General features: G+C 62.0%; 21 protein-coding genes. 15 read left to right on the plus strand and 6 right to left on the minus strand.

What is annotated here, in order from left to right:
- Nucleotides 1-20 precede the first annotated feature (20 nt).
- The gene (gene punC, locus ACS5Q8_RS08300) at nucleotides 21-1,205 is read left to right on the plus strand and encodes a purine nucleoside transporter PunC (protein ID WP_465160045.1); all 1,185 of its coding nucleotides are present in this window, start codon (nucleotides 21-23) and stop codon (nucleotides 1,203-1,205) included.
- Nucleotides 1,206-1,514: 309 nt separating this feature from the next.
- Nucleotides 1,515-3,017 (plus strand): nucleobase:cation symporter-2 family protein, encoded by a 1,503-nt coding sequence (locus ACS5Q8_RS08305; protein WP_465160046.1) that lies wholly within the window; start codon nucleotides 1,515-1,517, stop codon nucleotides 3,015-3,017.
- 38 nt (nucleotides 3,018-3,055) lie between these two features.
- Here the strand turns inward: ACS5Q8_RS08305 and ACS5Q8_RS08310 are convergent, their stop codons facing one another.
- Together ACS5Q8_RS08310 and ACS5Q8_RS08315 are read right to left on the minus strand one after the other, a co-directional pair.
- On the minus strand, nucleotides 3,056-3,988 hold the full coding sequence (locus ACS5Q8_RS08310) for a proline iminopeptidase-family hydrolase (RefSeq protein WP_276197114.1): 933 nt from the start codon (nucleotides 3,986-3,988) through the stop codon (nucleotides 3,056-3,058).
- Nucleotides 3,989-4,081: 93 nt separating this feature from the next.
- Nucleotides 4,082-4,846 carry a LuxR family transcriptional regulator gene (locus ACS5Q8_RS08315; protein ID WP_276197115.1) on the minus strand — a complete coding sequence of 255 codons (765 nt, stop codon included), beginning with the start codon at nucleotides 4,844-4,846 and terminating at the stop codon, nucleotides 4,082-4,084.
- Between the two features lie 183 nt (nucleotides 4,847-5,029).
- On the opposite strand from ACS5Q8_RS08315, the gene ACS5Q8_RS08320 reads away from it, so the two are divergent.
- The 6 genes from ACS5Q8_RS08320 to ACS5Q8_RS08345 are packed head-to-tail and all read left to right on the plus strand — an operon-like array spanning nucleotide 5,030 to nucleotide 11,209.
- Nucleotides 5,030-5,917: a proline iminopeptidase-family hydrolase gene (locus tag ACS5Q8_RS08320; RefSeq protein ID WP_276197116.1), complete on the plus strand. Its 888-nt coding sequence runs from the start codon at nucleotides 5,030-5,032 to the stop codon at nucleotides 5,915-5,917.
- 3 nt (nucleotides 5,918-5,920) lie between these two features.
- The gene (locus tag ACS5Q8_RS08325) at nucleotides 5,921-6,868 is read left to right on the plus strand and encodes an ABC transporter permease (protein WP_443700358.1); all 948 of its coding nucleotides are present in this window, start codon (nucleotides 5,921-5,923) and stop codon (nucleotides 6,866-6,868) included.
- Nucleotides 6,865-7,722 carry an ABC transporter permease gene (locus ACS5Q8_RS08330; RefSeq protein ID WP_276197118.1) on the plus strand — a complete coding sequence of 286 codons (858 nt, stop codon included), beginning with the start codon at nucleotides 6,865-6,867 and terminating at the stop codon, nucleotides 7,720-7,722. Before ACS5Q8_RS08325 ends, ACS5Q8_RS08330 begins: the two co-directional genes overlap by 4 nt.
- A complete protein-coding gene (locus ACS5Q8_RS08335) occupies nucleotides 7,719-8,675 on the plus strand; it encodes an ABC transporter ATP-binding protein (protein ID WP_426099467.1) in 957 nt (318 codons plus the stop codon). Before ACS5Q8_RS08330 ends, ACS5Q8_RS08335 begins: the two co-directional genes overlap by 4 nt.
- The gene (locus ACS5Q8_RS08340) at nucleotides 8,672-9,679 is read left to right on the plus strand and encodes an ABC transporter ATP-binding protein (RefSeq protein ID WP_426099466.1); all 1,008 of its coding nucleotides are present in this window, start codon (nucleotides 8,672-8,674) and stop codon (nucleotides 9,677-9,679) included. Before ACS5Q8_RS08335 ends, ACS5Q8_RS08340 begins: the two co-directional genes overlap by 4 nt.
- Nucleotides 9,680-9,694: 15 nt before the next feature.
- Nucleotides 9,695-11,209: an ABC transporter substrate-binding protein gene (locus tag ACS5Q8_RS08345; RefSeq protein ID WP_276197121.1), complete on the plus strand. Its 1,515-nt coding sequence runs from the start codon at nucleotides 9,695-9,697 to the stop codon at nucleotides 11,207-11,209.
- A 130-nt stretch (nucleotides 11,210-11,339) separates the two neighbouring features.
- Here the strand turns inward: ACS5Q8_RS08345 and ACS5Q8_RS08350 are convergent, their stop codons facing one another.
- The 4 genes from ACS5Q8_RS08350 to ACS5Q8_RS08365 all read right to left on the minus strand — a co-directional run bounded on the left by ACS5Q8_RS08350 (nucleotide 11,340) and on the right by ACS5Q8_RS08365 (nucleotide 15,036).
- Complete coding sequence (locus ACS5Q8_RS08350; protein WP_128192170.1) at nucleotides 11,340-12,080, minus strand: YciK family oxidoreductase; 741 nt, start codon at nucleotides 12,078-12,080, stop codon at nucleotides 11,340-11,342.
- Nucleotides 12,081-12,267: 187 nt separating this feature from the next.
- Nucleotides 12,268-12,939 (minus strand): N-acetylmuramic acid 6-phosphate phosphatase MupP, encoded by a 672-nt coding sequence (mupP, locus tag ACS5Q8_RS08355; RefSeq protein WP_276197122.1) that lies wholly within the window; start codon nucleotides 12,937-12,939, stop codon nucleotides 12,268-12,270.
- 4 nt (nucleotides 12,940-12,943) lie between these two features.
- Nucleotides 12,944-13,642 carry a bifunctional 2-polyprenyl-6-hydroxyphenol methylase/3-demethylubiquinol 3-O-methyltransferase UbiG gene (gene ubiG, locus ACS5Q8_RS08360; protein WP_276197123.1) on the minus strand — a complete coding sequence of 233 codons (699 nt, stop codon included), beginning with the start codon at nucleotides 13,640-13,642 and terminating at the stop codon, nucleotides 12,944-12,946.
- Between the two features lie 62 nt (nucleotides 13,643-13,704).
- Complete coding sequence (locus ACS5Q8_RS08365) at nucleotides 13,705-15,036, minus strand: TRZ/ATZ family hydrolase (RefSeq protein WP_426099465.1); 1,332 nt, start codon at nucleotides 15,034-15,036, stop codon at nucleotides 13,705-13,707.
- A 109-nt stretch (nucleotides 15,037-15,145) separates the two neighbouring features.
- Between ACS5Q8_RS08365 and mtnA the strand changes: the two genes are divergently transcribed.
- The 7 genes from mtnA to cmk all read left to right on the plus strand — a co-directional run bounded on the left by mtnA (nucleotide 15,146) and on the right by cmk (nucleotide 25,637).
- On the plus strand, nucleotides 15,146-16,222 hold the full coding sequence (gene mtnA / locus ACS5Q8_RS08370; RefSeq protein ID WP_465160047.1) for an S-methyl-5-thioribose-1-phosphate isomerase: 1,077 nt from the start codon (nucleotides 15,146-15,148) through the stop codon (nucleotides 16,220-16,222).
- Nucleotides 16,223-16,645: 423 nt separating this feature from the next.
- Complete coding sequence (gyrA, locus tag ACS5Q8_RS08375; protein ID WP_247403407.1) at nucleotides 16,646-19,300, plus strand: DNA gyrase subunit A; 2,655 nt, start codon at nucleotides 16,646-16,648, stop codon at nucleotides 19,298-19,300.
- Nucleotides 19,301-19,410: 110 nt separating this feature from the next.
- A complete protein-coding gene (gene serC, locus ACS5Q8_RS08380; protein WP_426099462.1) occupies nucleotides 19,411-20,496 on the plus strand; it encodes a 3-phosphoserine/phosphohydroxythreonine transaminase in 1,086 nt (361 codons plus the stop codon).
- Nucleotides 20,496-21,590 carry a prephenate dehydratase gene (pheA, locus tag ACS5Q8_RS08385; protein ID WP_247403410.1) on the plus strand — a complete coding sequence of 365 codons (1,095 nt, stop codon included), beginning with the start codon at nucleotides 20,496-20,498 and terminating at the stop codon, nucleotides 21,588-21,590. The genes serC and pheA overlap by 1 nt, the downstream gene beginning before the upstream one ends.
- A gap of 9 nt (nucleotides 21,591-21,599) precedes the next feature.
- Nucleotides 21,600-22,712 carry a histidinol-phosphate transaminase gene (gene hisC / locus ACS5Q8_RS08390; RefSeq protein WP_276197128.1) on the plus strand — a complete coding sequence of 371 codons (1,113 nt, stop codon included), beginning with the start codon at nucleotides 21,600-21,602 and terminating at the stop codon, nucleotides 22,710-22,712.
- Between the two features lie 28 nt (nucleotides 22,713-22,740).
- Nucleotides 22,741-24,951: a bifunctional prephenate dehydrogenase/3-phosphoshikimate 1-carboxyvinyltransferase gene (locus ACS5Q8_RS08395; protein ID WP_426099459.1), complete on the plus strand. Its 2,211-nt coding sequence runs from the start codon at nucleotides 22,741-22,743 to the stop codon at nucleotides 24,949-24,951.
- The gene (gene cmk, locus ACS5Q8_RS08400; RefSeq protein ID WP_177031808.1) at nucleotides 24,948-25,637 is read left to right on the plus strand and encodes a (d)CMP kinase; all 690 of its coding nucleotides are present in this window, start codon (nucleotides 24,948-24,950) and stop codon (nucleotides 25,635-25,637) included. Before ACS5Q8_RS08395 ends, cmk begins: the two co-directional genes overlap by 4 nt.
- The last annotated feature ends 92 nt before the right edge of the window (nucleotides 25,638-25,729 follow it).

Here is a 25,729-nt window from a genome sequence, read left to right on the forward strand (position 1 = left end):
GCAAGATCTACAAGGCTTCAATGAAAAATTCTTTTGGTTTCACCTGGTACCTGGCGGGGCTGAGCATGCTCGGTTATCTCGCCATGGACATGTACTTGCCGGCGTTCGGCGCCATGGGCGAGCAATTACACATCGGCGCGGGCGCAGTGGGCGCCAGCTTGAGTATTTTCCTCGCCGGCTTTGCCGTGGGGCAGTTGTTGTGGGGGCCGCTGTCTGACCGACTGGGCCGCAAACCGATCCTGCTTACGGGCCTGAGCCTGTTCGTGCTGGGTTGCATCGGCATGTTCTGGGTCGAGACCGCAGCGCAGTTGCTGGCACTGCGCTTTATCCAGGCGATTGGCGTGTGTTCCGCCGCTGTGAGCTGGCAGGCGCTGGTGATTGACCGCTACCCGGCCGACAAGGCTCACCGCGTGTTTGCCAGCATCATGCCGCTGATGTCGTTGTCGCCAGCCCTGGCGCCGTTGCTGGGGGCCATGGTGTTGAATCATTTTGGTTGGCAGGCGATTTTCGCGGTGTTGCTGGGCGTGTCGCTGCTGTTGCTGCTGCCGACTCTATTCCTGCGTTCTGCGCCGAAACGGCTGGCGGAGGAGGGCGAACCTACGCGCCTCGGTTATGGGCAGTTGCTCAGCTCCCGCGTGTTCACCGGCAACGTCATGATCTTTGCCGCCTGCTCCGCCAGTTTTTTCGCCTGGTTGACCGCCTCGCCGTTCATCCTTGGCGACATGGGCTACAGCCCGAATGACATTGGCCTGAGTTATGTGCTGCCGACCCTCGCGTTCCTGATCGGTGGCTACAGTTGCCGCAGCGCTTTGCAGCGTTTTCAGGGCAAGACGTTGTTGCCCTGGCTGCTGGTGGCCTACTGCATCAGCATGTTTGCGTTGTACCTGGTCGCCACCTTGAGCGTGCCGACCCTGACCACCTTGCTGATTCCGTTCTGCCTGATGGCCCTGGTCAACGGTGCCAGTTACCCCATCGTGGTGGCGAATGCGCTGATGCCGTTTGCGGAAAACTCCGGCAAGGCGGCGGCGCTGCAAAATACCCTGCAACTGGGCCTGTGTTTTCTCAGCAGCCTGTTGGTGTCGTCAATGCTCGAGCAGCCGCTGCTGATCACCGTGATGGTGATGCTGGCGACCGCACCGCTGGCGGTGCTGGGCTATTGGCTGGCGCGGCCGAAAACCGATCATTCGCAGCTGGAAAACGCTTGAGTTGACTATGCATTCCAGCATGTGGGCACTGGCTTGCCTGCGCTGGCAGCGGCTCGGTGAACCTGATGCGCCGCGTTGTCTGCATCGCAGGCAAGCCAACGCCCACATGTGTTTGCGCTTTCTTCAGCGTCTTGAGCGATATGCCCTGGAACGTCACGTCCAGATTCAGCGTGGTCGTCGACGTGCGATTGCGGTTTTTGTAACGCCGTGGGATGGGATCTTGTTCGGTTGATTGTATACAACTCTATGGACATATAGTCTCGGTATTGCATACAGTGGCCCCACAACAAAAACAGAGACCCGCTCACCATGACTATCCCGAAGGCGTCACCGCAACGGCCCGAAGATGAGAATCTCGGCGTCGCCGCCAACATGGCTTACGGCCTGCAGCATGTGCTCACTATGTATGGCGGCATCGTTGCCGTGCCGTTGATTGTTGGCCAGGCGGCCGGGTTGTCGCCGGCGGATATTGGCCTGTTGATCGCCGCGTCGCTGTTTGCCGGCGGCCTGGCCACGCTGTTGCAAACCCTTGGCCTGCCGTTCTTTGGCTGTCAGTTGCCGCTGGTGCAGGGGGTGTCGTTTTCCGGGGTGGCGACGATGGTGGCGATTGTCGGCAGTGATGGCGCCGGTGGGGTGCCGGCGATTCTCGGCGCGGTGATGGCTGCGTCGTTTATCGGGCTACTGATCACGCCGGTGTTCTCGCGGATCACCCGGTTTTTCCCGCCGTTGGTGACCGGCATTGTGATCACGACCATCGGCCTGACCCTGATGCCGGTGGCCGCGCGCTGGGCCATGGGCGGCAACAGCCGCGCGGCGGATTTCGGCAGCATGGCGAATGTTGGCCTGGCCGCGCTGACGCTGGTGCTGGTGTTGTTGCTGAGCAAAATCGGCAGCGCGGCGATCTCGCGGTTATCAATCCTGTTGGCGATGGTGATCGGCACCGTGATTGCGGTGTTCCTCGGCATGGCGGACTTTTCCGGCGTGAGCCAGGGGCCGATGTTCGGCTTCCCTGCGCCCTTTCATTTCGGCGTGCCGACCTTCCATGTGGCGGCGATCATTTCCATGTGCATTGTGGTGATGGTGACGCTGGTGGAGACCTCGGCGGACATCCTGGCCGTGGGCGAGATCATCGACACCAAAGTCGACTCCAAACGCCTGGGTAACGGCTTGCGTGCCGACATGCTGTCGAGCGTGTTTGCGCCGATTTTTGGTTCGTTTACCCAGAGCGCGTTCGCCCAGAACGTAGGCCTGGTCGCGGTTACTGGGGTGAAAAGTCGGTTTGTGGTCGCGACGGGCGGGGTGTTCCTGGTCATCCTCGGCCTGCTGCCGTTTATGGGGCGGGTGATTGCGGCAGTGCCGACCTCGGTATTGGGCGGTGCCGGGATTGTATTGTTCGGCACCGTGGCGGCGAGTGGCATTCGCACCTTGTCCAAGGTGGATTACCGCAACAACATGAACCTGATCATCGTTGCCACCTCGATCGGCTTCGGCATGATCCCCATTGCCGCGCCGAATTTCTATGATCACTTTCCCGGCTGGTTCGCGACCATTTTTCATTCGGGCATCAGTTCGTCGGCGATCATGGCGATTCTGCTGAACCTGGCGTTCAACCACTTCACTGCCGGCAACTCGGACCAGCAGTCGGTGTTTGTGGCGGGGACTGAGCGCAGCCTGTGTTTCCAGGACGTGGCAGTCTTGCGCGAAGGCGATTACTTCAGGGGTGGCAAGCTGTTTGATGCCGAGGGGAAGGAGATTCCGCTGCTGGCCGAGGTGTTGAAAAAAGCGCCGAAGGCCGAGACCAGCGAGGCCTGAATGGGTGGGAGCGAGCAAACTCGCTCCCACAGTGGACCTCAGCCAGCCTTAAGGGCTTTGTGCGGCACAGAACACGCCTCGTCCAGAAACTTCACCACGGTCCCCATGCACGCCTGGCGCTCTTCCACATGGGGCATGTGGCTGGAGTCTTCAAACAGCGCCCAGCGCACATCCGCGATTTCATCCAGAAACGGCTTGACCACCAACGGTGTGGCTTCGTCATGCCGGCCGGAGATCACCAGGGTCGGTACCTTGATTGCCGACAAACGGCCAATCACGTTCCAGTCCTTTAAGCTGCCGATCACATGAAACTCGGTCGGGCCGCTCATGGCGTGGTACACGGTCGGGTCTGCATCGACCTGGGCGAAGGTGCGCGCGACCTCGTCCGGCCATGGGTTGACCCGGCAGACGTGCTGGTCGTAGAACATTCGCGAGGCGGCGAGATACTCTGGGTCTTGGTAGGTGCCGGCGGCTTCATGCTTGAGCAGGGTTTCATCCACGCCTTCGGGCAGCAGCTTACGCAGGCGGTTGGCTTCGCTGACCCAGGTGCGCATGCAGGTGGGCGAGTTGGCCGGGATAAACGCACGCAGGCCCTTGGGTTGCAGAATCGCATGTTCGCTGCCGAGCATGCCGCCCCAGGATTGCCCGAGAATTGCGTAGTTCTGGCTGATGTGCAGGTGGTCCAGCAGGTTGTTCAGTTCGTCGAGGAACAGGCTGACAGTCCAGAAGGACGGGTCTTTGTCGGGCAAATGGGTGGAGCGGCCGTTGCCCAGTTGGTCGTAGTGAATGACGGCATGGCCACTGGCGGCAACGTCCTTGAAGGCGTCGACATAATCATGGGTGCAGCCGGGACCGCCGTGGATGATCACCAGCGGTGTACGGCCGGAGGTCAGGTCGCCGGTGATGCGGTACCAGGTCTGATAGGGGCCGAAGGGCGCATACCCTTCGCGGACTTTCTCGATGAATTCCATTTCGTACCCTGCTTTGAAAAAAAAGGATCAGGACACGATAATCGGCACGGAACGTTTAGGTAACTAGCAAAACAGCTAGGTTTTGCCGAGGGGTCAACCCTCCAGCAAGCGGTAATGGGTGGCGCGCACCACGGCCTGTACGCGATTTTTTGCCCCCAGTTTGTGCATCGCCGAGGCGAGATGCAGGGTGACTACCGCCAGTGAGCGGCTCAGTTGCGTGGCGATTTCGGCGGCGGTCAGGCCGTCGGCGGCCCATTTCAGGCACTCGCGCTCACGTTTGGTCAGACGGATATGCGGGTAGGTGCGTAGTTCATTGCTGAACAGCGGGTAGGCCGCTTCCTGCAATGCATGGGAAATCAGGTTGAAATCCGACAAGGTTTGCTGCGCATCCTCCAGCACCGTGTGCGCCTTGCCGGTGCGCAAGCCGGTCAACGATGCGAAGCCGCCCCGGGGCAGGTGAATCGGCACGCTGACGCCGCAGGTCAGTTGCTGATCATGCAGGTAAGACGAGACGGGGGCGTGGCACGGGTCGATGATCTTCTGCAGCGCGGTTTGCGCCTTGGCCTCGTAGGACCAGACAAACGGCGACACCGTGCTCAAGGCCAGGTGCTGCACCGGATCGATCTGGTAAAACCCTTCGCTGCACCATAAGGCGTGCCAATCGGAAGGGGTGTTGCGCAGTTGCAGCACCGAAGGTGTGATCAGCGCACCGTTGAGGTCGATGGGCACCGGCGAATAGTCATACACCAGCGCATCGAAACCCAGCTGTTGGGCGAGGATAAACGTATTGTCCATCTGCTCATCCAGGCTCCTGCCCGGCATGAGACGGTGATTGAAGGCAGTTAGCTTGGCCAGCATCCGTTCTGCTCCCGAATTCATTTGAATCTCGACTTCCTGCAAGTAGAATGCCACGCCCCGGCGAAGGACTGCCAGGCCAAACCTATAAGAAATACTAGGTTATGGATGCACGGCATCCTCGGTAGTGTTGGCCTCATAAGCGGCCGCACCCCGCCAGGCTGATACAACACAAGGAATGTATGGATGTGGCGTGAAATTGCCCCCGACCAGCAGTACACCGTGCAAGTCGATGGCCATGACCTCATGGTCTACAGCTTTGGCGCAGGCGATGAGGTGCTGTTGTGCCTCAACGGCGGGCCGGGGCTGCCGTGTGACTACTTGCGCGACGCCCATGGCTGGCTCAAAGAGCATGACCTGCGAGTGGTTGCATTCGACCAGCTTGGCACCGGTGCTTCAGCCAGACCGACCGATGTTTCCCTGTGGGAAATCGGCCGTTATGTCGAAGAAGTCGAAACCGTGCGCCAAACCCTGGGCCTGGGCCGTGTGCATCTGCTCGGGCATTCCTGGGGCGGCTGGCTGGGCATCGAATACGCCATCCGTTACCCCGATGCGCTGAAAAGCCTGATCCTGGAAAACACCGTCGGCGACATTCCGCACCTTTCCCGGGAGCTTGAACGCCTGCGCGGCGCCCTCGGCAGCGAAACCGTGGCGATGATGCAGCGCCATGAAGCGATGGGCACGCTGGATCACCCGCAGTACCAGGCCGCGATCACCTTGCTCACCTACCGCCACGTGTGCCGCCTGGACGAATGGCCGGCGCCGCTCCGGCGCTCCCTCGACGACTGGAACATGGGCCCCTACGAAACCATGCAGGGCCCCAACGAATTTCTGTATATCGGCAACCTCAAGGACTGGAACCGCATCGCCGAGATGGCCGACTTCAACATGCCGATGCTCATCACCACAGGCCAGCACGACGAACTCACCCCGGCCTGCGCCCTGCGCATGAAGCAGGCCGCCCGGCACGCCGAGCTGCATGTGTTCCCCAACAGCAGTCATATGCCCTTTTATGAAGAACCCCAGGCGTACTTTCCGGTACTGCTGGACTTCCTCGCGCGTCACCGAGGCTGACGGATGAACCTGGCGCGCTACCGTTTCGTGCTGTCCCGGCCGCTGCAATTGCTGCCGGTGCTGTTTGGCATCAGCCTGATCACCTTCGTGCTGGTGCGCTCGATTCCCGGTGACCCGGCGCGCGCGCTGCTCGGCTCGCGCAGCACGCCGGATGCGTTACTGAAGATCCGCGCACAGTTCGGACTCGACCAGCCCCTGTGGCTGCAATATTTTTACTTCCTGAAAAACCTACTCAAGGGCGACCTCGGCCAGTCGCTGCTGTACAAGGTCGATGCGTTGAAGCTGATCGTCACCCGTATCGAGCCGACTCTGGTGCTGGTGCTCGGCAGTGTGCTGCTGGCGCTGCTGATTGCAGTGCCGCTGGCCACCGTCGCGGCGCGTCGCAAAGGCGGCTGGGCGGACAACCTGATCCGCGTGTTCACCACCGTCGGCCTGGGCATGCCGGCATTTTGGCTGGGGTTGATGCTGATCCTGCTGTTCAGTGTGCAATGGGGTCTGTTTCCGGTGTCCGGCTACGGTCGCACCTGGCTGGACAAGGCGCACCATATGGTCCTGCCGTGCCTGACCATTGCCCTAGCCCTGTCGGCGGTGCTGGTGCGCAACCTGCGGGCGAGCATGTTGATGGAGTTGCAGGCGGACTATGTCACCGCCGCCCGGGCGCGCGGGTTGTCGGAAGCGGCGGTGTTTCGCCGGCATGTACTGCCCAATTCCCTGGTGCCGGCGGTCAACCTGCTGGCGGTGAATATCGGTTGGCTGATCAGCGGCACGGTGGTCATCGAAAGCCTGTTCGCCATTCCCGGCATCGGCCAGTTGCTGGTGCGCGGCATCTTTACCCGCGACTACATGGTGGTGCAGGGCGTGGCCATGGTGCTGGCCTGTGCGACGGTGCTGGTCAACTTCGTGGCGGATGTAGTGACCGTCGCCCTCGACCCGCGGGTGAAGATGCAATGAGCAGCCGTCCGCTGATTGCCCCATGGCGCTTGCGCCTGCGCTTTGGCTTTCGCGACGGTCGGCTGACCGCCGCGTGGGGCTTACTGATTCTGTTGACGTGGCTAGGCCTGGCGCTATTTGCGCCGTGGATCGCGCCGTTCGACCCGATTGCGCAGAACACCGATATGAGCTTGCTCGGGCCGAGTCTGGGCCATCCCTTCGGTACGGATAACTACGGTCGCGACATTCTCTCGCGGGTGATCTGGGGCGCACGCATCGATCTGCAATTGGCGATTGTCGGGGTGATCTTCCCGCTCATGATCGGCACCTTTATCGGCGCGGTCTCCGGCTATATCGGCGGGCGTTTCGACAGCGTCTGCATGCGCATCATCGACGTGATCCTGGCGTTCCCGTTCCTGGTGTTGATGCTGGCAATCATGGCCATCCTCGGTCCGGGCTTGAAGAGTTTCTATATCGCCATGGCACTGGTGGGCTGGGTGTCGTATGCGCGGTTGATCCGTTCGCAGATCCTGGTGCTCAAGGAAAGTGACTTCGCCCTGGCGGCGAAAAGCCTCGGCTTTGGTCACGGGCGCATTCTGTTCCGGCATTTGCTGCCGAATGCGATGTTTGGCTCGATTGTGTTTTCCATGTCTGACGCGGTGCTGGTGCTGCTCAATGGCGCGGCCGTGAGTTACCTGGGCCTGGGCGTGCAACCGCCGACCGCCGAGTGGGGGACGATGGTCGCCGAAGGGCAAGCCTTTATCACCACTGCCTGGTGGATCTGCACCTTCCCGGGCCTGGCCATCGTGACTTTGGCCATGGGCTTCAGCCTGCTGGCCGATGGCGTGGCGCAAGTGCTGGGAGCGCGCGCATGAGCCTGCTTCAAGTGCGCGATCTGAGCGTAATTGCCAACAATGCCGGGCGCGAGGTGACCCTGGTCGACCGCGTCTCCTTCGACTTGGCCGAAGGCGAAATCCTCGGCCTGGTGGGCGAAAGCGGTTCGGGCAAGACCATGGCCTGTCGCGGGCTGATACGTCTGTTGCCGTCGCCCAACCTGCGCGTGCAGGGCGGGGCGGTGCGTCTGGCCGGCCAGGACTTGCTGCAACTGGACGACGCGGGCATGCGCGCAATACGCGGCGGGCAATTGGGCATGATTTTCCAGAACCCCAGCAGTCACCTCGACCCGCTGATGCGCATCGGCGAGCAGATCGCCGAGGGCATTCGCCTGCATCAAGAGGCGTCGAAAAAAGACGCGCGCCGGCAAGCCATCGAGGTATTGCGCCAAGTGGGCATTCCCGATCCCCAGGCACGGGTCGACAACTACCCCCATGAGTTTTCCGGCGGCATGCGCCAGCGCGCCATGATCGCCGTGGCATTGGGCTGCAACCCGAGAGTGCTGATTGCCGACGAACCCACCACGGCCCTCGATGTGACCGTGCAAGCGCAAATCCTGCGGCTGTTGCTCGACCTGCGCGACCAGCGCGGTCTGTCGATCATCATGATCACCCACGACCTCGGCGTGGTGGCGCAAACCTGCGACGCCATCGCGGTGATGTACGCCGGGCGCCTGTGCGAGCACGGCAGTAAATACGAGCTGCTCGCCCATCCCCGGCACCCGTATACCGCGGGCCTGATCGACTGCCAGCCGGCCCACAGCAGCGGCCACGCCTTGCTGCGCACCATCGCGGGTCAGCCGCCATTGCTGGATGCGTTGCCCGCCGGATGCCGCTTCCACCCGCGTTGTCCGCAGGTCGGCAGCGGGTGTGCCGAAGTGTTGCCGGAAGGTGCGCGGGTGGCCTGTCACTATCCGTTGGGAGGTCGCCCATGAGCCTGTTGCAGATCAAGGACTTGGAGGTGCGGTTTGCCGCGTCCGGCAGCGGCATGTTCGGCCTGAACAAGCAGTGGGTGAGGGCGGTCAACGGTGTGTCGCTGAACCTCGCGGCGGGCGAGACCCTGGGCCTGGTGGGCGAATCCGGCAGCGGCAAAAGCAGCCTTGGCCGGGCGATTTTGCACCTCAACCCGATCAGCGCCGGGCAGGTGCTGTTCGACGGCATCGACATGGCACACGGCAGCGCCATCGACATCGCCCGCCTGCGCCATGAAACCGCGATGATCTTCCAGGACCCGTATGCCGCGCTCAACCCACGCCACACGGTCGGCGAAACCCTTGCCGAAGTGTTACGGGTACAGCGCAAAGTCGCGCCGCAGCAGATCGCGCGGCGTGTCGACGAGTTACTCGAGCTGGTCGGCCTGCGCCCTGAATTGGCCGCTCGTAAGCCCGGCTCCCTCAGCGGCGGCCAGTGCCAGCGGGTCGGCATCGCCCGGGCGCTGGCGGTGGAACCGCGCTTGATCATTGCCGATGAGTGCGTGGCGGCCCTGGATGTATCGATCCAGGGCCAGATCATCAACCTGTTGCTGGAACTGCAACAGCGCATGAACCTGGCGATCCTGTTTATCGCCCATGACCTGGCCATCGTGCGCCGCCTGTGTGACCGGGTAGCGGTGATGTACCTGGGCAAGATCGTCGAGGAGGGGCCGGTGGAAGCGGTCTTCACCTCACCGCGTCATCCGTATACGGCGGCGCTGATCCAGGCGATTCCCGAGATCGATCCGCATCGGCCGTTGCCCACAGAACTGTTACCCGGCGAGCCACCGAGCCCGCTGAACTTGCCTACAGGCTGTGCGTTTCACCCGCGTTGCCGGTATGCCCAAACCCTGTGTTCCGTGGTATTGCCGCCTACTCGTTTCCTGCACGAGCATCGGTACAGTTGCGTGCTTGAAGAACCTTTGCTTCAGCCCACCCCTGCCATTCTTGAACAACCGCCGTTATAAACAAGGAGTTATGACATGCAATCACACCACTTGAAGTTGCTCGCCGCCGCGACATTGACCGCCTGGTCGCTGACCGCCGGTCTTGCCCAGGCCGCCGGTGTCCTCACCATCGGTTGCCGTGAAGACAGCACCACGTTCGACCCGATCAAAAGCGCGCAAAACCGCGACACCTGGGTATTCGCCAACGTCTACGACACCCTGGTACGCGTGGATAACCTGGGCACCAAGATGGAGCCGGGGCTGGCAGAAAACTGGGAGATTTCCAAGGACGGCCTGACCTACACCTTCAAGCTGCGTGCGGCGAAGTTCTCGGATGGCACGCCGATCACGGCAGAGGATGCGGCGTTCAGCCTGTTGCGCATCCGCGACAACAAGGCCTCGCTGTGGAGCGACCCATTCAGCCTGATCGACACGGCCAAGGCCGCCGACCCGCAGACCCTGGTGGTGACGCTGAAGACCCCGGCGGTGGCCTTCCTCTCGCAACTGGCGTCGCCGACGGTGTCGATCCTGTCGGAAAAGGCCATGACCAAAATGGGCGAAGACGCCTACGCGCAAAACCCGGTGACCTCCGGTGCGTTCACCGTGGACGAATGGCGCAAGGGCGATCGGGTGATCCTGAAGAAAAACCCGAACTTCTGGCAGGCCAAGAACGTCAGCCTGGATGGCGTGGAGTGGGTCTCGGTGACCGACGACAACACGCGCATGCGCATGGTGCAGAACAACGAACTGGACACGGCGATCTTCGTGCCGTTCTCGCGGGTTGAAGAGCTGAAAAAAGACAAAAACGTGGTGATCCATTCCGACCCGTCCACCCGTGAAGATCACCTGTTGATCAACCATGAGCACGGCCTGCTGGCCAAACCGGAAGTTCGCCAGGCGCTGGACATGGCCATCGATAAACAATCGCTGGTGAAGACGGCCACTTACGGTCAAGGCACCGTGGCCTATTCCTACATCCCCAAAGGCTCGCTGTACCACTACGCCAACAACCTGCAACGCCCGTATGACCCAACCGCCGCGAAGAAACTGCTGGCCGATGCCGGTGCCAAGGACTTGAAGCTGAACTACGTGGTCAACGCTGGCAACGAAGCCGACGAGCAGATTGCGGTGATCATCAAGGACCAGTTGGCCAAGGTCGGCGTGACGGCCAACCTGCAGAAAGTCGACCCGACCCAAAGCTGGCAGATGCTGGTGGACGGTGAGTACGATATTTCGGTGATGTACTGGACCAACGACATCCTCGACCCGGACCAGAAGACCACCTTCGTACTGGGCCACGACACCAACCAGAACTACATGACCCGCTACAAGAACGACAAGGTCAAGGCGTTGGTGACGGCGGCGCGTATCGAGGCCGACCCGGCCAAGCGTGAGCAGATGTATGTCGAACTGCAGAAACTGGCGAAACAGGATGTGAACTGGATCGACCTGTACTACAGCCCGTACATCAACATCTCACGCAAGAATGTGAGCAACTTCCTGCAAAACCCGCTGGGCCGTTTCACCCTCGAGGACGTGGTGAAAAACTAAAGAACACTGCTAAATAAATGTGGGAGGGGGCTTGCCCCCGATAGCGGTGGGTCAGTCACAGATACAGTGACTGACGCCCTGCCATCGGGGGCAAGCCCCCTCCCACATTTTATTCCGGTTGTGTCAGCGGTTACTGCGCGTCGAACGCCTGTCCGTTGATCCCGGTACTGTCCGGCCCCATCAGGTACAAGTACACCGGCATGATGTCTTCCGGCGCCGGGTTGTCGGCCGGGTTTTCCCCCGGATAGGCCTGGGCCCGCATGCTGGTGCGCGTGGCGCCGGGGTTGATGCTGTTGGCCCTTACCGGCGCAACGGTGTCGAGCTCGTCAGCCAGGGTTTGCATCAGGCCTTCGGTGGCGAATTTCGACACGCCATAGGCCCCCCAATACGCCCGGCCCTTGCGCCCGACGCTGCTGGAGGTGAATACCACCGAGGCGTCCTGGGACAGCTTGAGCAGCGGCAACAGCGTGCTGGTCAGCATGAACATCGCGTTGACGTTGATGTGCATCACCCGCATGAAGTTCTCACCGGACAACTGCTCGATCGGCGTGCGTGGGCCGATGATCGAGGCGTTGTGCAGCAGGCCGTCGAGGTGGCCGAACTCCTTTTCGATCATCGCCGCCAGCTCATCGTACTGATGGGGCAGGGCCGTCTCCAGGTTGAACGGGATCACCACGGGTTGCGGGTGGCCGGCGGCTTCGATCTCGTCGTACACCTGGGCCAGGTTGGCTTCGGTCTTGCCCAGCAACAGCACGGTCGCGCCATGGGCGGCATAGGTTTTCGCCGCCGCCGCGCCAATCCCGCGACCGGCACCGGTCACCAGGATGACGCGGCCTTTTAGCAGTTCGGGACGTGCAGAGTAATCAAACATAAATAGCCTCGACAAAATTCAGTAGGTGACCAACACGGAGCTGGAAAACACTGAAGATCCCCTGTGGGAGGGGGCTTGCTCCCGATTGCGGTGGTTCAGTCAATGAATGTGTTGAATGACACACTGCAATCGGGAGCAAGCCCCCTCCCACATTGGATCTTCATAGGTCAGCAAGACCGGTAGACCATCAGCAACTGCACAGCGCGTTATCCAGCACCTTGCGCAATTCCAGCGGGTGGTCCACCACCACATCCGCGCCCCAGTGACGCGGGTTGTCGTCCGGGTGGATGTAGCCATAGGTGACCGCCGCCGTGCGGGTGCCGGCGTCGCGGCCGGACTCGATGTCGCGCAGGTCATCGCCGACAAACAGCACGCTGGCCGGGTCCAGGTTGAGCATCTGGCACGCCAGGATCAGCGGCTCCGGGTGCGGCTTGCTGTGTGTCACATGGTCCGGGCAGATCAGCAGTGCCGAGCGCTCGGCCAGGCCCAACTGCTGCATGATCGGCTCGGCAAAACGCAGCGGTTTGTTGGTGACCACGCCCCAGATCAGCTTGGACTTTTCGATGTCTTCCAGCAGCTCGGCCATGCCGTCGAACAGCACGCTGTGGATCGCGCAGCCCTTGAGATAGCGCTCGAGGAACTCCAGGCGCAGTTCTTCAAAACCTGGGGATTCGGGGTCCATCGAGAACGTCACGGCGACCATCGCCCGTGCGCCGCCGGAGATTTCATCGCGGATATGCTGGTCGTTGATCGGTGCCAGGTTGCGGTCGGCGCGCATGGCCTGGCAGATGGCGATAAAGTCCGGCGCGGTGTCCAGCAGGGTACCGTCCATGTCGAAGAGAACCGCTCGCAACTTCACAGGCTTACTCCTCGCGCAGGGTCTGGATCATGTAGTTGACGTCGACGTCGCTGGCCAGTTTGTAGTGCTTGGTCAGCGGGTTGTAGGTCAGGCCGATGATGTCCTTGACGGTCAGCCCGGCCTGACGGCTCCAGGCACCCAGCTCGGACGGGCGAATGAATTTCTTGAAGTCGTGGGTGCCGCGCGGCAGCAGCTTCATGATGTATTCGGCGCCGATGATCGCGAACAGGTAGGCCTTGGGGTTGCGGTTGATGGTGGAGAAGAACACCTGGCCGCCGGGCTTGACCATGCGGAAGCAGGCGCGGATCACCGAAGACGGGTCCGGCACGTGTTCGAGCATTTCCAGGCAGGTGATCACGTCGAACTGCTCGGGCATCTCCTCGGCCAGGGCTTCGGCGGTGATCTGGCGGTATTCGACACTCACCCCGGATTCCAGCTGATGCAACTGGGCCACGGCCAACGGCGCTTCGCCCATGTCGATGCCCATCACGGTAGCGCCGCGCTGAGCCATGGCTTCGCTGAGGATGCCGCCGCCGCAACCGACGTCCAGCACCTTCTTGCCGGCCAGGTTGATGCGCTCGTCAATCCAGTTGACCCGCAGCGGGTTGATGTCGTGCAGGGGTTTGAACTCGCTTTCGCGGTCCCACCAGCGGTGGGCCAGGGCTTCGAATTTGGCGATTTCGGCGTGGTCGACGTTGCTCATGGTGGTTCCTCTAAATCTGATAAATCGGTTTGTCGGCCCTGAACACGGGTTCAGGACCGGCGTTATTCGCGGTGCCCGCTGATGCGCTGGCCCCAGGCAATGGCCGTGGCGGTCAACTGTTGTTCATCCATGCGGGTCAATTGCCGGTTGTCGAGCAACTGCTTGCCGGCGACCCAAAGGTGTTTCACGCAATCGCGTCCGGTGGCATATATAAGCTGTGAGACCGGATCGTAGATCGGTTGTTGCGCCAACCCTGAAAGATCAAAGGCGACGATATCGGCCGCTTTGCCGACCTCCAGCGAGCCAATCTCGCTCTCCTGGCCCATGGCACGGGCACCGTTGAGCGTCGCCATGCGCAAGGCGCGGTGGGCATCCAGGGCGGTAGCCGAGCCGGCGACGGCCTTGGCCAGCATCGCCGCGGTGCGGGTTTCGCCCAGCAGGTCGAGGTCATTATTGCTGGCGGCGCCGTCGGTGCCGATGGCCACATTGACGCCAGCCTGCCACAGACGCTCCACCGGGCAGAAGCCGCTGGCCAGTTTCAGGTTCGATTCCGGGCAATGGATGACGCTGGTGTTGCTTTCTACCAGCAAAGCCAGGTCGTCCTCGCTGATTTGGGTCATGTGAACGGCCTGGAAGCGTGGGCCCAGCAGGCCGAGGCGACCGAGGCGCGCCAACGGGCGTTCGCCGGTCCGCTCGACAGCCTGTTGTACCTCAAGCGCGGTTTCGTGCACATGCATATGGATCGCGGCGTCCAGCTCCTCGGCGATCACCCGGATCTTTTCCAGGTTGGCATCGCTCACGGTGTAGGGCGCGTGGGGGCCGAAGGTGATCTTGATGCGCGGGTGATGCTTGAGGTCGCCGAACAGCTCGATGCCCTGGCGAATCGCCTCATCGGCGGTGCTGGCGCCGGGAATCGGGAAGTCGAGGATCGGAATGGCGATCTGCGCGCGCATCCCGCTGTTGTGGACGCAGTCACTGGCAATCTTGGGGTAGAAGTACATGTCCGAGAAGCAGGTAATGCCACCCTTGAGCTGTTCGGCGATGGCCAGGTCGGTGCCGTCGCGCACGAAGGCTTCATCGACCCACTTGGCCTCCGCGGGCCAGATGTGCTTTTCCAGCCAGGTCATCAGCGGCAGGTCATCGGCCATTCCGCGAAACAGGCTCATCGCCGCGTGGCCATGGGCGTTGATCAGGCCGGGGCTGAGCAGCATGCCCGGCAGCTCGCGCACTTCGCCGGCGGAAAGTTTCAACGCCGCGGCCCGTGGGCCGATAAAGGCAATGCGCCCATCGCGGATGCCCAGGCCATGCTCCTTGAGCACCACGCCGGCGGGTTCGACAGGTACCAGCCACGTCGGCAGTAGCAATAAGTCGAGCGGGGCGGCAGTGGAGGTCATCGCAGGCTTCTTCCCGGGCAGCTATAAAAGAAGGGCGAAGTATACCCGAGCGTCCTGGCTGGCGGATCGCTATAATCGGCGGCTTTTGTTCATGAGTGCGGGGTGAGGGATGCGCGATCGACTGTTGGCTGCGGAGAAAGTGAAGGCCATCGATTGGCGCGATGGCGCACTGCACCTGCTCGACCAGCGTGTTTTGCCGTCCCGGGAAAGCTGGGTGATCTGCACCACGGTCGACGAGGTGGCCACGGCGATTCGTTCGATGGTCGTGCGCGGCGCCTCGGCCATCGGCATCAGTGCAGCCTACGGCCTGGTACTCGCCGCCCGCGAACGGATCGCCGAAGGCGGCGATTGGCAGGCCGCATGGGAAGAAGACTACGCACTTCTGGCCGATACTCGCCCGACCGCTGCGAACCTGTTCTGGGCCCTCAAACGCATGCGCGACCGCCTGGACCGCCTCAAGAAACACGCCAATCCGCTGGCTATGCTGGAAGCCGAAGCGATTGCGATCCATGAAAGCGACCGCGAAGCCAACCTCGTAATGGCCCAGTTGGGCGTCGAGCGGATTCGCAAGCACCAGGGCAACGCTCAGGCGATCCTGACCCACGGCAACGCCGGCGCCCTGGCGACGGGAGGGTTCGGTACGGCCCTCGGGGTGATTCGTGCTGCCTTTCTGGAGGGATTGGTCGAGCAGGTCTACGCCAACGAAACCCGGCCCTGGCTGCAAGGTTCGCGGCTGACCGCCTGGGAACTGTCGGGCGAGGGCATCCCTGTCACGGTCAACGCCGACTCGGCGGGCGCGCATATCCTCAAGACCAAGGGCGTGACCTGGCTGATCGTCGGCGCCGACTGCATTGCGGCCAATGGTGATGTGATCGGCAAGATCGGCACCTATCAATTGGCGGTGTGCGCCATGCACCATGGCGTGCGTTTCATGGTGGTGGCGCCGAGTTCGACCCTGGACCTGATGATGGCTGCGGGCGACGACGTGGCCCTGGAAGAGCGCGATGCGGGCGAGTTGCTGGAAGTCGCCGGCCAGCGCTTCGCCGCCGATGTGAATGCCTTCAACCCGGTATTTGACGTGACCCCGGCCGACTTGATCGATGTGATCGTGACTGAAAAGGGCATTGTCGAACGGCCGGACACCGCCAAAATCGCCCAGTTGATGTGCCGTAAGCGGCTGCATTGAGGACGTTGGTGCCTGCCAGATTGCTATCGGGGGCATGCCCCTTCCACATTTTGACGGTGTTCACAATTGGAGTGTGGGAGGGGGCTTGCTGCCGATTGGCGTTAAAAGGCCATAAATCCTTCGGATCTGCACCGCAAAAACAGCACCACCCTAGCTCTGAGGCCCTCTCGTCGTCCTCAAGCCTGTCATCCGTCAACTTACTACGCTCCATGCCCGTCAGGGGGATAGGTGCGTGGCGGCGATTGTGATAACATCCGGCGGTTTCCAGGGCCGCCCCGAGGGGCTGCCCTTAACGTGCAGATCCGTGTCATAACTCGTTGATTTGTCGTAAGTCGTTGCCAGGCACCATGCCGGCAGCGGCGAGCTTCGTTCGTCCCATATGGATGTGACGAGGTTTCACCCGAAAAAGGAATCAGGCTTCTCATGGGCGAACTGGCCAAAGAAATCCTCCCGGTCAATATCGAAGACGAGCTGAAACAGTCCTACCTCGACTACGCGATGAGCGTAATTGTCGGTCGGGCACTGCCTGATGCGCGCGATGGCTTGAAGCCCGTGCACCGGCGTGTGCTGTTCGCGATGAGCGAGCTGGGTAACGACTGGAACAAGCCGTACAAGAAATCTGCCCGTGTTGTCGGTGACGTGATCGGTAAGTATCACCCTCACGGCGACACTGCGGTGTACGACACCATCGTTCGGATGGCCCAGCCGTTTTCCCTGCGCTACCTGCTGGTAGACGGCCAGGGCAACTTCGGTTCTGTCGACGGCGACAACGCCGCGGCCATGCGATACACCGAAGTGCGCATGACCAAGCTGGCGCACGAACTGCTGGCCGACCTGCACAAAGAAACCGTGGACTGGGTGCCGAACTACGACGGCACCGAAATGATCCCGGCGGTCATGCCGACCCGGATTCCCAACCTGCTGGTCAACGGCTCCAGCGGTATCGCCGTGGGCATGGCCACCAACATCCCGCCGCACAACCTCGGTGAAGTCATCGACGGTTGCCTGGCCCTCATCGACAACCCTGAGTTGACCATCGATGAGCTGATGCAATACATCCCCGGTCCGGACTTCCCGACCGCCGCGATCATCAACGGTCGCGCCGGCATCATCGAAGCCTACCGCACCGGTCGTGGCCGCATTTACATGCGCGCCCGCTCGATGATCGAAGACATCGACAAGGTCGGTGGCCGTCAGCAGATCGTCATCACCGAGCTGCCTTACCAGTTGAACAAGGCGCGTCTGATCGAGAAGATCGCCGAGCTGGTCAAGGAGAAGAAGCTCGAAGGCATCACCGAGCTGCGCGACGAGTCCGACAAGGACGGTATGCGCGTCGTGATCGAGCTGCGTCGTGGCGAAGTGCCTGAGGTGATCCTCAACAACCTCTACGCCCAGACCCAGCTGCAAAGCGTGTTTGGTATCAACGTCGTGGCCCTGATCGACGGTCGCCCGCGCATCCTGAACCTCAAGGATCTGCTGGAAGCCTTCGTCCGTCACCGTCGCGAAGTCGTGACCCGCCGTACCGTGTTCGAACTGCGCAAGGCCCGCGAGCGCGGCCACATCCTGGAAGGCCAGGCGGTTGCGCTGTCGAACATCGACCCGGTCATCGCCCTGATCAAGGCTTCGCCGACCCCGTCGGAAGCCAAGGAAGCGCTGATCAAGATGCCGTGGGAATCCAGCGCCGTCGTGGCGATGGTTGAACGTGCCGGCGCCGATTCCTGCCGTCCCGAGACCCTGGACCCGCAATACGGTCTGCGCGAGGGCAAGTATTTCCTGTCGCCGGAACAGGCCCAGGCCATCCTGGAACTGCGCCTGCACCGCCTGACCGGTCTGGAGCACGAGAAGCTGCTGGCCGAGTACCAGGAGATCCTCAACCAGATCGGCGAGCTGATCCGCATCCTCAACAGCGCCGTGCGCCTGATGGAAGTGATCCGCGAAGAACTGGAAGTGATCCGTGCCGAATACGGCGACGTGCGCCGCACCGAAATCCTTGATGCCCGTCTCGACCTGACCCTGGGTGACATGATCCCGGAAGAAGAGCGCGTCGTGACCATCTCCCACGGTGGCTATGCCAAAACCCAGCCATTGGCTGCGTATCAGGCCCAGCGTCGTGGTGGTAAAGGTAAATCGGCTACCGGCGTGAAGGATGAGGACTACATTGCTCACCTGCTGGTCGCCAACAGCCACACCACGCTGCTGCTGTTCTCCAGCAAGGGCAAGGTGTACTGGCTGAAAACCTACGAAATCCCGGAAGCCTCCCGCGCCGCCCGTGGTCGTCCGTTGGTCAACCTGCTGCCGCTGGACAGTGATGAATACATCACCACCATGCTGCCGGTCGAGGAATACACCGAAGGTCACTTCATCTTCATGGCCACCGCCAAGGGCACCGTGAAGAAGACCCCGCTGGAATCCTTCAGCCGTCAACGCAGCGTGGGCCTGATCGCCCTGGAGCTGGATGAAGGCGACGTACTGATCTCCGCGGCCATCACCGATGGCGAGCGTGAAGTCATGCTGTTCTCCGATGGCGGCAAAGTGACGCGCTTCAAAGAGTCCGACGTGCGAGCCATGGGCCGTACCGCCCGCGGTGTGCGCGGCATGCGCCTGCCGGAAGGGCAGAAGCTGATTTCCATGTTGATCCCGGAAGAAGGCAGCCAGATCCTCACCGCTTCGGCGCGTGGTTATGGCAAGCGTACCGCCATCAGCGAGTTCCCGGAGTACAAGCGTGGTGGTCAGGGTGTTATCGCCATGGTCAGCAACGATCGCAACGGCCGTCTGGTCGGCGCGGTCCAGGTGCTCGATGGCGAGGAGATCATGCTGATTTCCGACCAGGGCACCCTGGTGCGTACCCGTGTTGCCGAAGTGTCGAGCCTGGGTCGTAACACCCAGGGCGTGACGCTGATCAAGCTGGCCAGCGACGAGACGCTGGTAGGTTTGGAACGCGTTCAGGAACCGTCGGAAGTCGAAGGCGAAGAACTGGAAGGCGAGGAATTTGACGGCGAGGTGATCGCAACCGGCGATGACAACGTCGACGAACCGACCCTCGACGCTGCCGCAGACGAAGAAGAACCGCAGGAATAAGCGGACAAGCAGGGGGCGGATGAAGATTCGCCCCCTTGTTGTTTGTCCCTTGTGAAAGTATTAAAAACCGATTTATTGCACCACCCCACCAGATCAGAGTGAGATTGGATGTGAGCAAGAGAGCCTATAACTTCTGTGCCGGTCCCGCGGCGCTTCCTGAAGCAGTCCTGCAGCGCGCGCAGGGTGAACTCCTCGATTGGCATGGAAAAGGCCTCTCTGTGATGGAAATGAGCCATCGCAGTGATGAGTTCGTGTCCATCGCCACCAAGGCCGAGCAGGACCTGCGCGACTTGCTGGACATCCCCTCCGACTACAAGGTGCTCTTCCTGCAGGGCGGCGCGAGCCAGCAGTTCGCCCAGTTGCCGCTGAACCTGCTGCCGGAAGACGGCACCGCCGACTACATCGACACCGGTATCTGGTCGCAGAAAGCCATCGAAGAAGCCGCGCGCTACGGCAACGTCAACATCGCCGGTACCGCCAAGCCTTACGATTACTTCGCGATTCCAGGTCAGAACGAGTGGAAGCTGTCGAAGGATGCGGCCTACGTACACTACGTGGCCAACGAAACCATCGGCGGCCTGGAATTCGACTGGGTGCCTGAAGTGGGTGATGTGCCGCTGGTGTGCGACATGTCCTCGGACATTCTCTCGCGGCCGATCGATGTGTCCCGCTACGGCATGATCTACGCCGGCGCGCAGAAGAACATCGGCCCGAGCGGCGTCGTGGTCAACATCGTCCGGGAAGACCTGCTGGGTCGCGCCCGCTCGCTGTGCCCGACCATGCTCAACTATAAGGTCGCGGCCGATAACGGCTCGATGTACAACACGCCGCCGGCGTTTGCCTGGTACCTCTCGGGCCTGGTGTTCGAGTGGCTCAAGGAGCAGGGCGGTGTTGCTGCCATGGGCAAGCTCAACGAAGTGAAGAAGCGCACCCTGTACGACTTCATCGACGCCAGCGGCCTGTACAGCAACCCGATCAACCTGACCGACCGCTCGTGGATGAACGTACCGTTCCGCCTGGCCGATGACCGCCTGGACAAGCCGTTCCTGGTGGGTGCAGAGGCGCGTGGCCTGCTGAACCTCAAGGGTCATCGTTCGGTGGGCGGCATGCGCGCCTCCATCTATAACGCTGTCGATATCAACGCCATCAACGCGTTGGTGGCCTACATGGCAGCGTTCGAAAAGGAACACGGCTAATGTCTGAGCAAGAACTCAAGGCCCTGCGCGTGCGCATTGACAGCCTGGACGAGAAAGTCCTGGAGCTGATCAGTGAGCGCGCGCGCTGCGCCCAGGAAGTGGCGCGGGTGAAGATGGCGTCCCTGGCGGAAGGCGAAGTGCCGGTGTTCTACCGTCCGGAGCGTGAAGCCCAGGTGCTCAAGCGCGTGATGGAGCGCAACAAGGGGCCGTTGGGCAACGAAGAGATGGCGCGGTTGTTTCGTGAAATCATGTCTTCCTGCCTGGCGCTGGAGCAGCCGCTGAAAGTGGCTTACCTCGGCCCGGAAGGCACCTTCACCCAGGCGGCGGCCATGAAGCACTTCGGTCACGCGGTGATCAGCAAGCCGATGGCGGCGATCGACGAAGTGTTCCGTGAAGTGGCGGCCGGTGCGGTGAACTTTGGCGTGGTGCCGGTGGAAAACTCCACCGAAGGCGCGGTCAACCACACCCTGGACAGCTTCCTTGAGCACGACATGGTGATCTGCGGCGAAGTCGAGCTGCGCATCCACCACCACTTGCTGGTGGGTGAAAACACCAAGACCGACAGCATCAGCCGCATCTACTCCCACGCCCAGTCCCTGGCCCAGTGCCGCAAGTGGCTGGATGCGCATTACCCGAATGTCGAGCGCGTGGCGGTGTCCAGCAACGCCGAGGCGGCCAAGCGGGTCAAGGGTGAGTGGAACTCGGCGGCGATTGCCGGCGATATGGCTGCGGGCCTGTATGGCCTGACGCGCCTGGCCGAGAAAATCGAGGATCGCCCGGACAACTCCACGCGCTTCTTGATGATCGGCAGCCAAGAAGTGCCGCCCACTGGCGACGACAAGACTTCGATCATCGTCTCCATGAGCAACAAGCCCGGCGCGCTGCATGAACTGCTGGTGCCGTTCCACGACAACGGGATCGACCTGACGCGCATCGAGACTCGTCCTTCGCGCAGCGGTAAATGGACCTACGTGTTTTTTATCGACTTCGTCGGCCATCACCGTGACCCGCTGGTCAAAAGCGTGCTCGAGAAAATCAGTCAGGAAGCCGTGGCACTCAAGGTGCTGGGCTCTTACCCGAAAGCGGTTTTGTGAGGCGTTAACATGAGTGGCAACTTCCTCGCCCTGGCGCAGCCGGGCGTGCAACAACTGTCGCCTTACGTGCCAGGCAAGCCTGTGGACGAGCTGGCGCGTGAGTTGAACCTGGACCCGTCGAAGATCGTCAAGTTGGCCAGTAACGAGAACCCGCTGGGCCCAAGCCCCAAGGTGCTGGCGGCGATTCGTGAAGAGCTGGCCGAGCTGACCCGTTATCCGGATGGTAATGGCTTTGCACTCAAGTCCCTGCTGGCGCAAAAGTGTCGGGTCGAGCTGAATCAGGTGACCCTGGGCAATGGCTCCAACGACATTCTTGAGTTGGTCGGCCGTGCTTATCTGGCGCCGGGCCTGAACGCCGTGTTCAGCGAGCACGCGTTTGCGGTCTACCCGATCGTCACCCAAGCCGTCGGTGCCGAAGCGCGGGTGATTCCTGCCAAGGACTGGGGCCACGACCTGCCGGCCATGCTGGCGGCGATCGATGCGCAGACCCGTGTCGTCTTTATCGCCAACCCGAATAACCCGACCGGCACCTGGTTTGATGCGCAGGCATTGAACGACTTCCTGCAGGATGTGCCGGAGCATGTGCTGGTGGTGCTGGACGAGGCCTACATCGAGTACGCCGAAGGCAGCGACATGCCCGACGGCCTGGATTTCCTCGCGGCCTACCCGAACCTGCTGGTTTCGCGCACGTTCTCCAAGGCTTATGGCCTGGCATCGCTGCGCGTCGGCTACGGCCTGTCGACGGCGGTGGTGGCCGATGTGCTCAACCGTGTGCGCCAACCGTTCAACGTCAACAGCCTCGCCCTGGCGGCGGCCTGTGCGGCGTTGCAGGATGCCGAGTACCTGGAAGAAGGGCGTCGCATCAACGAAAGCGGCATGCTGCAGTTGCAGGCCGGCTTTGGTGATCTGGGCCTGGGCTGGATTCCGTCCAAGGGCAACTTCATCTGCGTCGATCTCGGCCAGGTGGCGGCCCCGGTGTTCCAGGGCTTGCTGCGCGAAGGTGTGATCGTGCGTCCGGTGGCCAACTACGGCATGCCGAACCACCTGCGCATCACCGTCGGTCTGCCGGCTGAGAACAGTCGCTTCCTGGAGGCGCTGGCCAAGGTTCTGGCTCGTGGTTGATGTCACTGCATTGCAACCTGCTGTGCCTATGATCGGTCGCCTGGTGGTGGTCGGTCTGGGCTTGATCGGTGGTTCCTTCGCCAAAGGCCTGCGTGAGAGCGGGTTGTGTGGCGAAGTGGTCGGCGTGGACCTGGACCCGCAATCGCGCAAGCTGGCGGTTGAGCTGGGGGTCGTTGATCGCTGTGAAGCCGACCTGGCGCTCGCGTGCCAGGGCGCCGATGTGATTCAGCTCGCCGTGCCGATCCTGGCCATGGAGAAGTTGCTGACGGTGCTGGCCGGCATGGACCTCGGCCAGGCGATCCTCACCGACGTCGGCAGTGCCAAGGGCAATGTGGTGCGTGCGGCGCAGCAGGCCTTTGGCGGCATGCCCGCGCGTTTTGTGCCGGGCCACCCGATTGCCGGTTCCGAGCAGAGCGGGGTGGAGGCGTCTAATGCGCAGTTGTTCCGTCGCCATAAAGTGATTCTGACACCCCTGGCGCAAACCGATCCGGCAGCCTTGGCCCTGGTCGATCGTCTGTGGCGCGAGCTGGGCGCGGATGTGGAACATATGCAGGTCGAGCGCCACGATGAAGTGCTGGCGGCGACCAGTCATCTGCCCCATCTGCTGGCGTTCGGCCTGGTGGATTCGTTGGCCAAGCGCAACGAAAACCTCGAGATTTTCCGCTATGCCGCCGGTGGCTTTCGCGATTTCACGCGGATCGCCGGCAGCGACCCGGTGATGTGGCACGACATCTTCCTCGCCAACCGCGAGGCTGTGTTGCGCACCCTGGACACCTTCCGCAGCGACCTTGACGCCTTGCGCGACGCGGTCGATGCCGGGGATGGCCACCAGTTATTGGGCGTGTTTACCCGTGCGCGGGTGGCGCGTGAACATTTCAGCAAGATCCTGGCGCGCCGGGCCTACATGGAAACCGCTGTGAACGCCGATGACCTGACCTTCCTCGCCAACCCGGGCGGCCGCTTGAGCGGGCGTATTCGGGTGCCGGGCGACAAGTCGATCTCCCATCGGTCGATCATGCTGGGTTCGTTGGCTGAGGGCGTGACCGAAGTCGAGGGTTTCCTTGAGGGCGAAGATGCCCTGGCGACCTTGCAGGCGTTTCGCGACATGGGCGTGGTGATCGAGGGGCCGCACCACGGGCGCGTGATCATTCATGGTGTCGGCTTGCACGGTTTGAAGCCTGCGCCGGGGCCGATCTATCTGGGCAACTCCGGCACGTCCATGCGCCTGTTGTCCGGCTTGCTCGCCGCACAGCGCTTCGACAGCGTGCTGACCGGCGATGCTTCGCTGTCCAAGCGCCCGATGAATCGCGTGGCCGAGCCGCTGCGGGAAATGGGCGCAGTGATCGAGACGGGCCCGCAAGGGCGTCCGCCGCTGACCATTCGTGGTGGCCAGAAGCTGAAAGGCCTGACCTATACGCTGCCGATGGCCAGCGCGCAGGTCAAATCCTGCCTGCTGCTGGCGGGTCTGTATGCCGAGGGCAAGACCTCTGTCACCGAGCCGGCCCCGACCCGCGATCATACCGAGCGCATGTTGCGCGGTTTTGGGTATCCGGTGGAGGTGGTAGGCGCAACGGCGACGGTCGAGTCGGGTCATGCGCTGACTGCCGCCCATATTGAAGTGCCGGGGGATATTTCCTCGTCGGCGTTTTTCCTGGTGGCGGCTTCGATTGCCGAAGGTTCCGAACTGTTGCTGGAACATGTCGGGATCAATCCGACGCGCACCGGGGTAATCGACATCCTGCGGCTGATGGGCGCGGATATCACCCTGGAAAACCCGCGCGAAGTAGGCGGCGAGCCGGTGGCCGACCTGCGGGTACGTGCTGCCGCGCTGAAAGGGATCGAGATCCCCGAAGCGCTGGTGCCGTTGGCGATTGATGAGTTTCCCGTGCTGTTTGTTGCTGCGGCCTGCGCCCAAGGGCGAACCGTCTTACGTGGTGCGCAAGAGCTGCGCGTCAAGGAGTCTGACCGTATCCAGGTCATGGCCGACGGTCTGCTGGCGCTGGGCGTGAAGTGTGAACCCACCCCTGATGGGATTATCATTGACGGTGGCCTGATGGGCGGTGGTGAGGTCCATGCCCATGGCGATCATCGGATTGCGATGGCGTTCAGCGTGGCTTCGCTGCGAGCAACGGCGCCGATTCGTATCCGTGACTGCGCCAATGTTGCTACGTCTTTTCCGAACTTTCTTACACTGTGTGCCCACGTCGGCATCCGTGTTGCCCAAGAGGCTCAATTGTGAATATCAAAGCACCGGTGATTACCATCGACGGGCCAAGCGGCTCGGGCAAGGGCACGATCGCCGGCATCCTGGCCAAGCGCCTGGGCTGGTGCCTGCTGGATTCCGGCGCGCTGTACCGTCTGCTGGCGTTTGCTGCCCGCAACCACGGCGTCGACCTGACCAACGAAGAATCCCTGAAGCTGCTGGCGGCGCACCTTGACGTGCAGTTCGTCGGTGCGACAGAAGGTCATCCCCAGCGCATCATCCTGGAAGGGGATGATGTGACCGATGACCTGCGTAATGAGCAAGTCGGTTCCTGGGCCTCCCAGGTTGCCGCGCTGCCCGCCGTGCGTGATGCGCTGCTACAGCGCCAGCGCGCGTTTCAGGAGCCGCCGGGCCTGGTGGCCGATGGCCGCGACATGGGCACGGTGGTGTTTCCCGAGGCGCCGCTGAAGATTTTCCTGACCGCCAGTGCCGAGGAACGTGCGCGTCGCCGCTACTTGCAGTTGAAGGGCAAAGTCGATGGTGTTAGTCTGTCGAGTCTGCTAGATGAGATCCGTGCACGCGACGAGCGTGATACCCAGCGCGCAGTAGCCCCGCTCAAACCGGCGGCTGATGCCATACAGCTGGATTCCACGGAGTTGTCCATCGAGCAGGTGCTGGAACGCATCTTGAGTGAAATCGCCCTTCGCGATATCGCCGGGTGACCAAGAAGTCTGCAGGGGACCAGTCATAGTCCTGCGGTGCTTCTTTTAATTGAAACTAACCCACACCGTCTGGGGCGTGGAGATGGGCGTAT

This window comes from Pseudomonas sp. PAMC25584, from assembly GCF_058135675.1.

Excerpts from the sequence above, each read along its gene's own strand:
- punC (WP_465160045.1), top strand. The coding sequence starts at position 21 with ATGAAAAATTCTTTTGGTTTCACCTGGTACCTGGCGGGGCTGAGCATG.
- ACS5Q8_RS08305 (WP_465160046.1), top strand. The coding sequence starts at position 1,515 with ATGACTATCCCGAAGGCGTCACCGCAACGGCCCGAAGATGAGAATCTC.
- ACS5Q8_RS08310 (WP_276197114.1), bottom strand. The coding sequence starts at position 3,988 with ATGGAATTCATCGAGAAAGTCCGCGAAGGGTATGCGCCCTTCGGCCCC.
- ACS5Q8_RS08315 (WP_276197115.1), bottom strand. The coding sequence starts at position 4,846 with ATGCTGGCCAAGCTAACTGCCTTCAATCACCGTCTCATGCCGGGCAGG.
- ACS5Q8_RS08320 (WP_276197116.1), top strand. The coding sequence starts at position 5,030 with ATGTGGCGTGAAATTGCCCCCGACCAGCAGTACACCGTGCAAGTCGAT.
- ACS5Q8_RS08325 (WP_443700358.1), top strand. The coding sequence starts at position 5,921 with ATGAACCTGGCGCGCTACCGTTTCGTGCTGTCCCGGCCGCTGCAATTG.
- ACS5Q8_RS08330 (WP_276197118.1), top strand. The coding sequence starts at position 6,865 with ATGAGCAGCCGTCCGCTGATTGCCCCATGGCGCTTGCGCCTGCGCTTT.
- ACS5Q8_RS08335 (WP_426099467.1), top strand. The coding sequence starts at position 7,719 with ATGAGCCTGCTTCAAGTGCGCGATCTGAGCGTAATTGCCAACAATGCC.
- ACS5Q8_RS08340 (WP_426099466.1), top strand. The coding sequence starts at position 8,672 with ATGAGCCTGTTGCAGATCAAGGACTTGGAGGTGCGGTTTGCCGCGTCC.
- ACS5Q8_RS08345 (WP_276197121.1), top strand. The coding sequence starts at position 9,695 with ATGCAATCACACCACTTGAAGTTGCTCGCCGCCGCGACATTGACCGCC.
- ACS5Q8_RS08350 (WP_128192170.1), bottom strand. The coding sequence starts at position 12,080 with ATGTTTGATTACTCTGCACGTCCCGAACTGCTAAAAGGCCGCGTCATC.
- ubiG (WP_276197123.1), bottom strand. The coding sequence starts at position 13,642 with ATGAGCAACGTCGACCACGCCGAAATCGCCAAATTCGAAGCCCTGGCC.
- ACS5Q8_RS08365 (WP_426099465.1), bottom strand. The coding sequence starts at position 15,036 with ATGACCTCCACTGCCGCCCCGCTCGACTTATTGCTACTGCCGACGTGG.
- mtnA (WP_465160047.1), top strand. The coding sequence starts at position 15,146 with ATGCGCGATCGACTGTTGGCTGCGGAGAAAGTGAAGGCCATCGATTGG.
- gyrA (WP_247403407.1), top strand. The coding sequence starts at position 16,646 with ATGGGCGAACTGGCCAAAGAAATCCTCCCGGTCAATATCGAAGACGAG.
- pheA (WP_247403410.1), top strand. The coding sequence starts at position 20,496 with ATGTCTGAGCAAGAACTCAAGGCCCTGCGCGTGCGCATTGACAGCCTG.
- hisC (WP_276197128.1), top strand. The coding sequence starts at position 21,600 with ATGAGTGGCAACTTCCTCGCCCTGGCGCAGCCGGGCGTGCAACAACTG.
- ACS5Q8_RS08395 (WP_426099459.1), top strand. The coding sequence starts at position 22,741 with ATGATCGGTCGCCTGGTGGTGGTCGGTCTGGGCTTGATCGGTGGTTCC.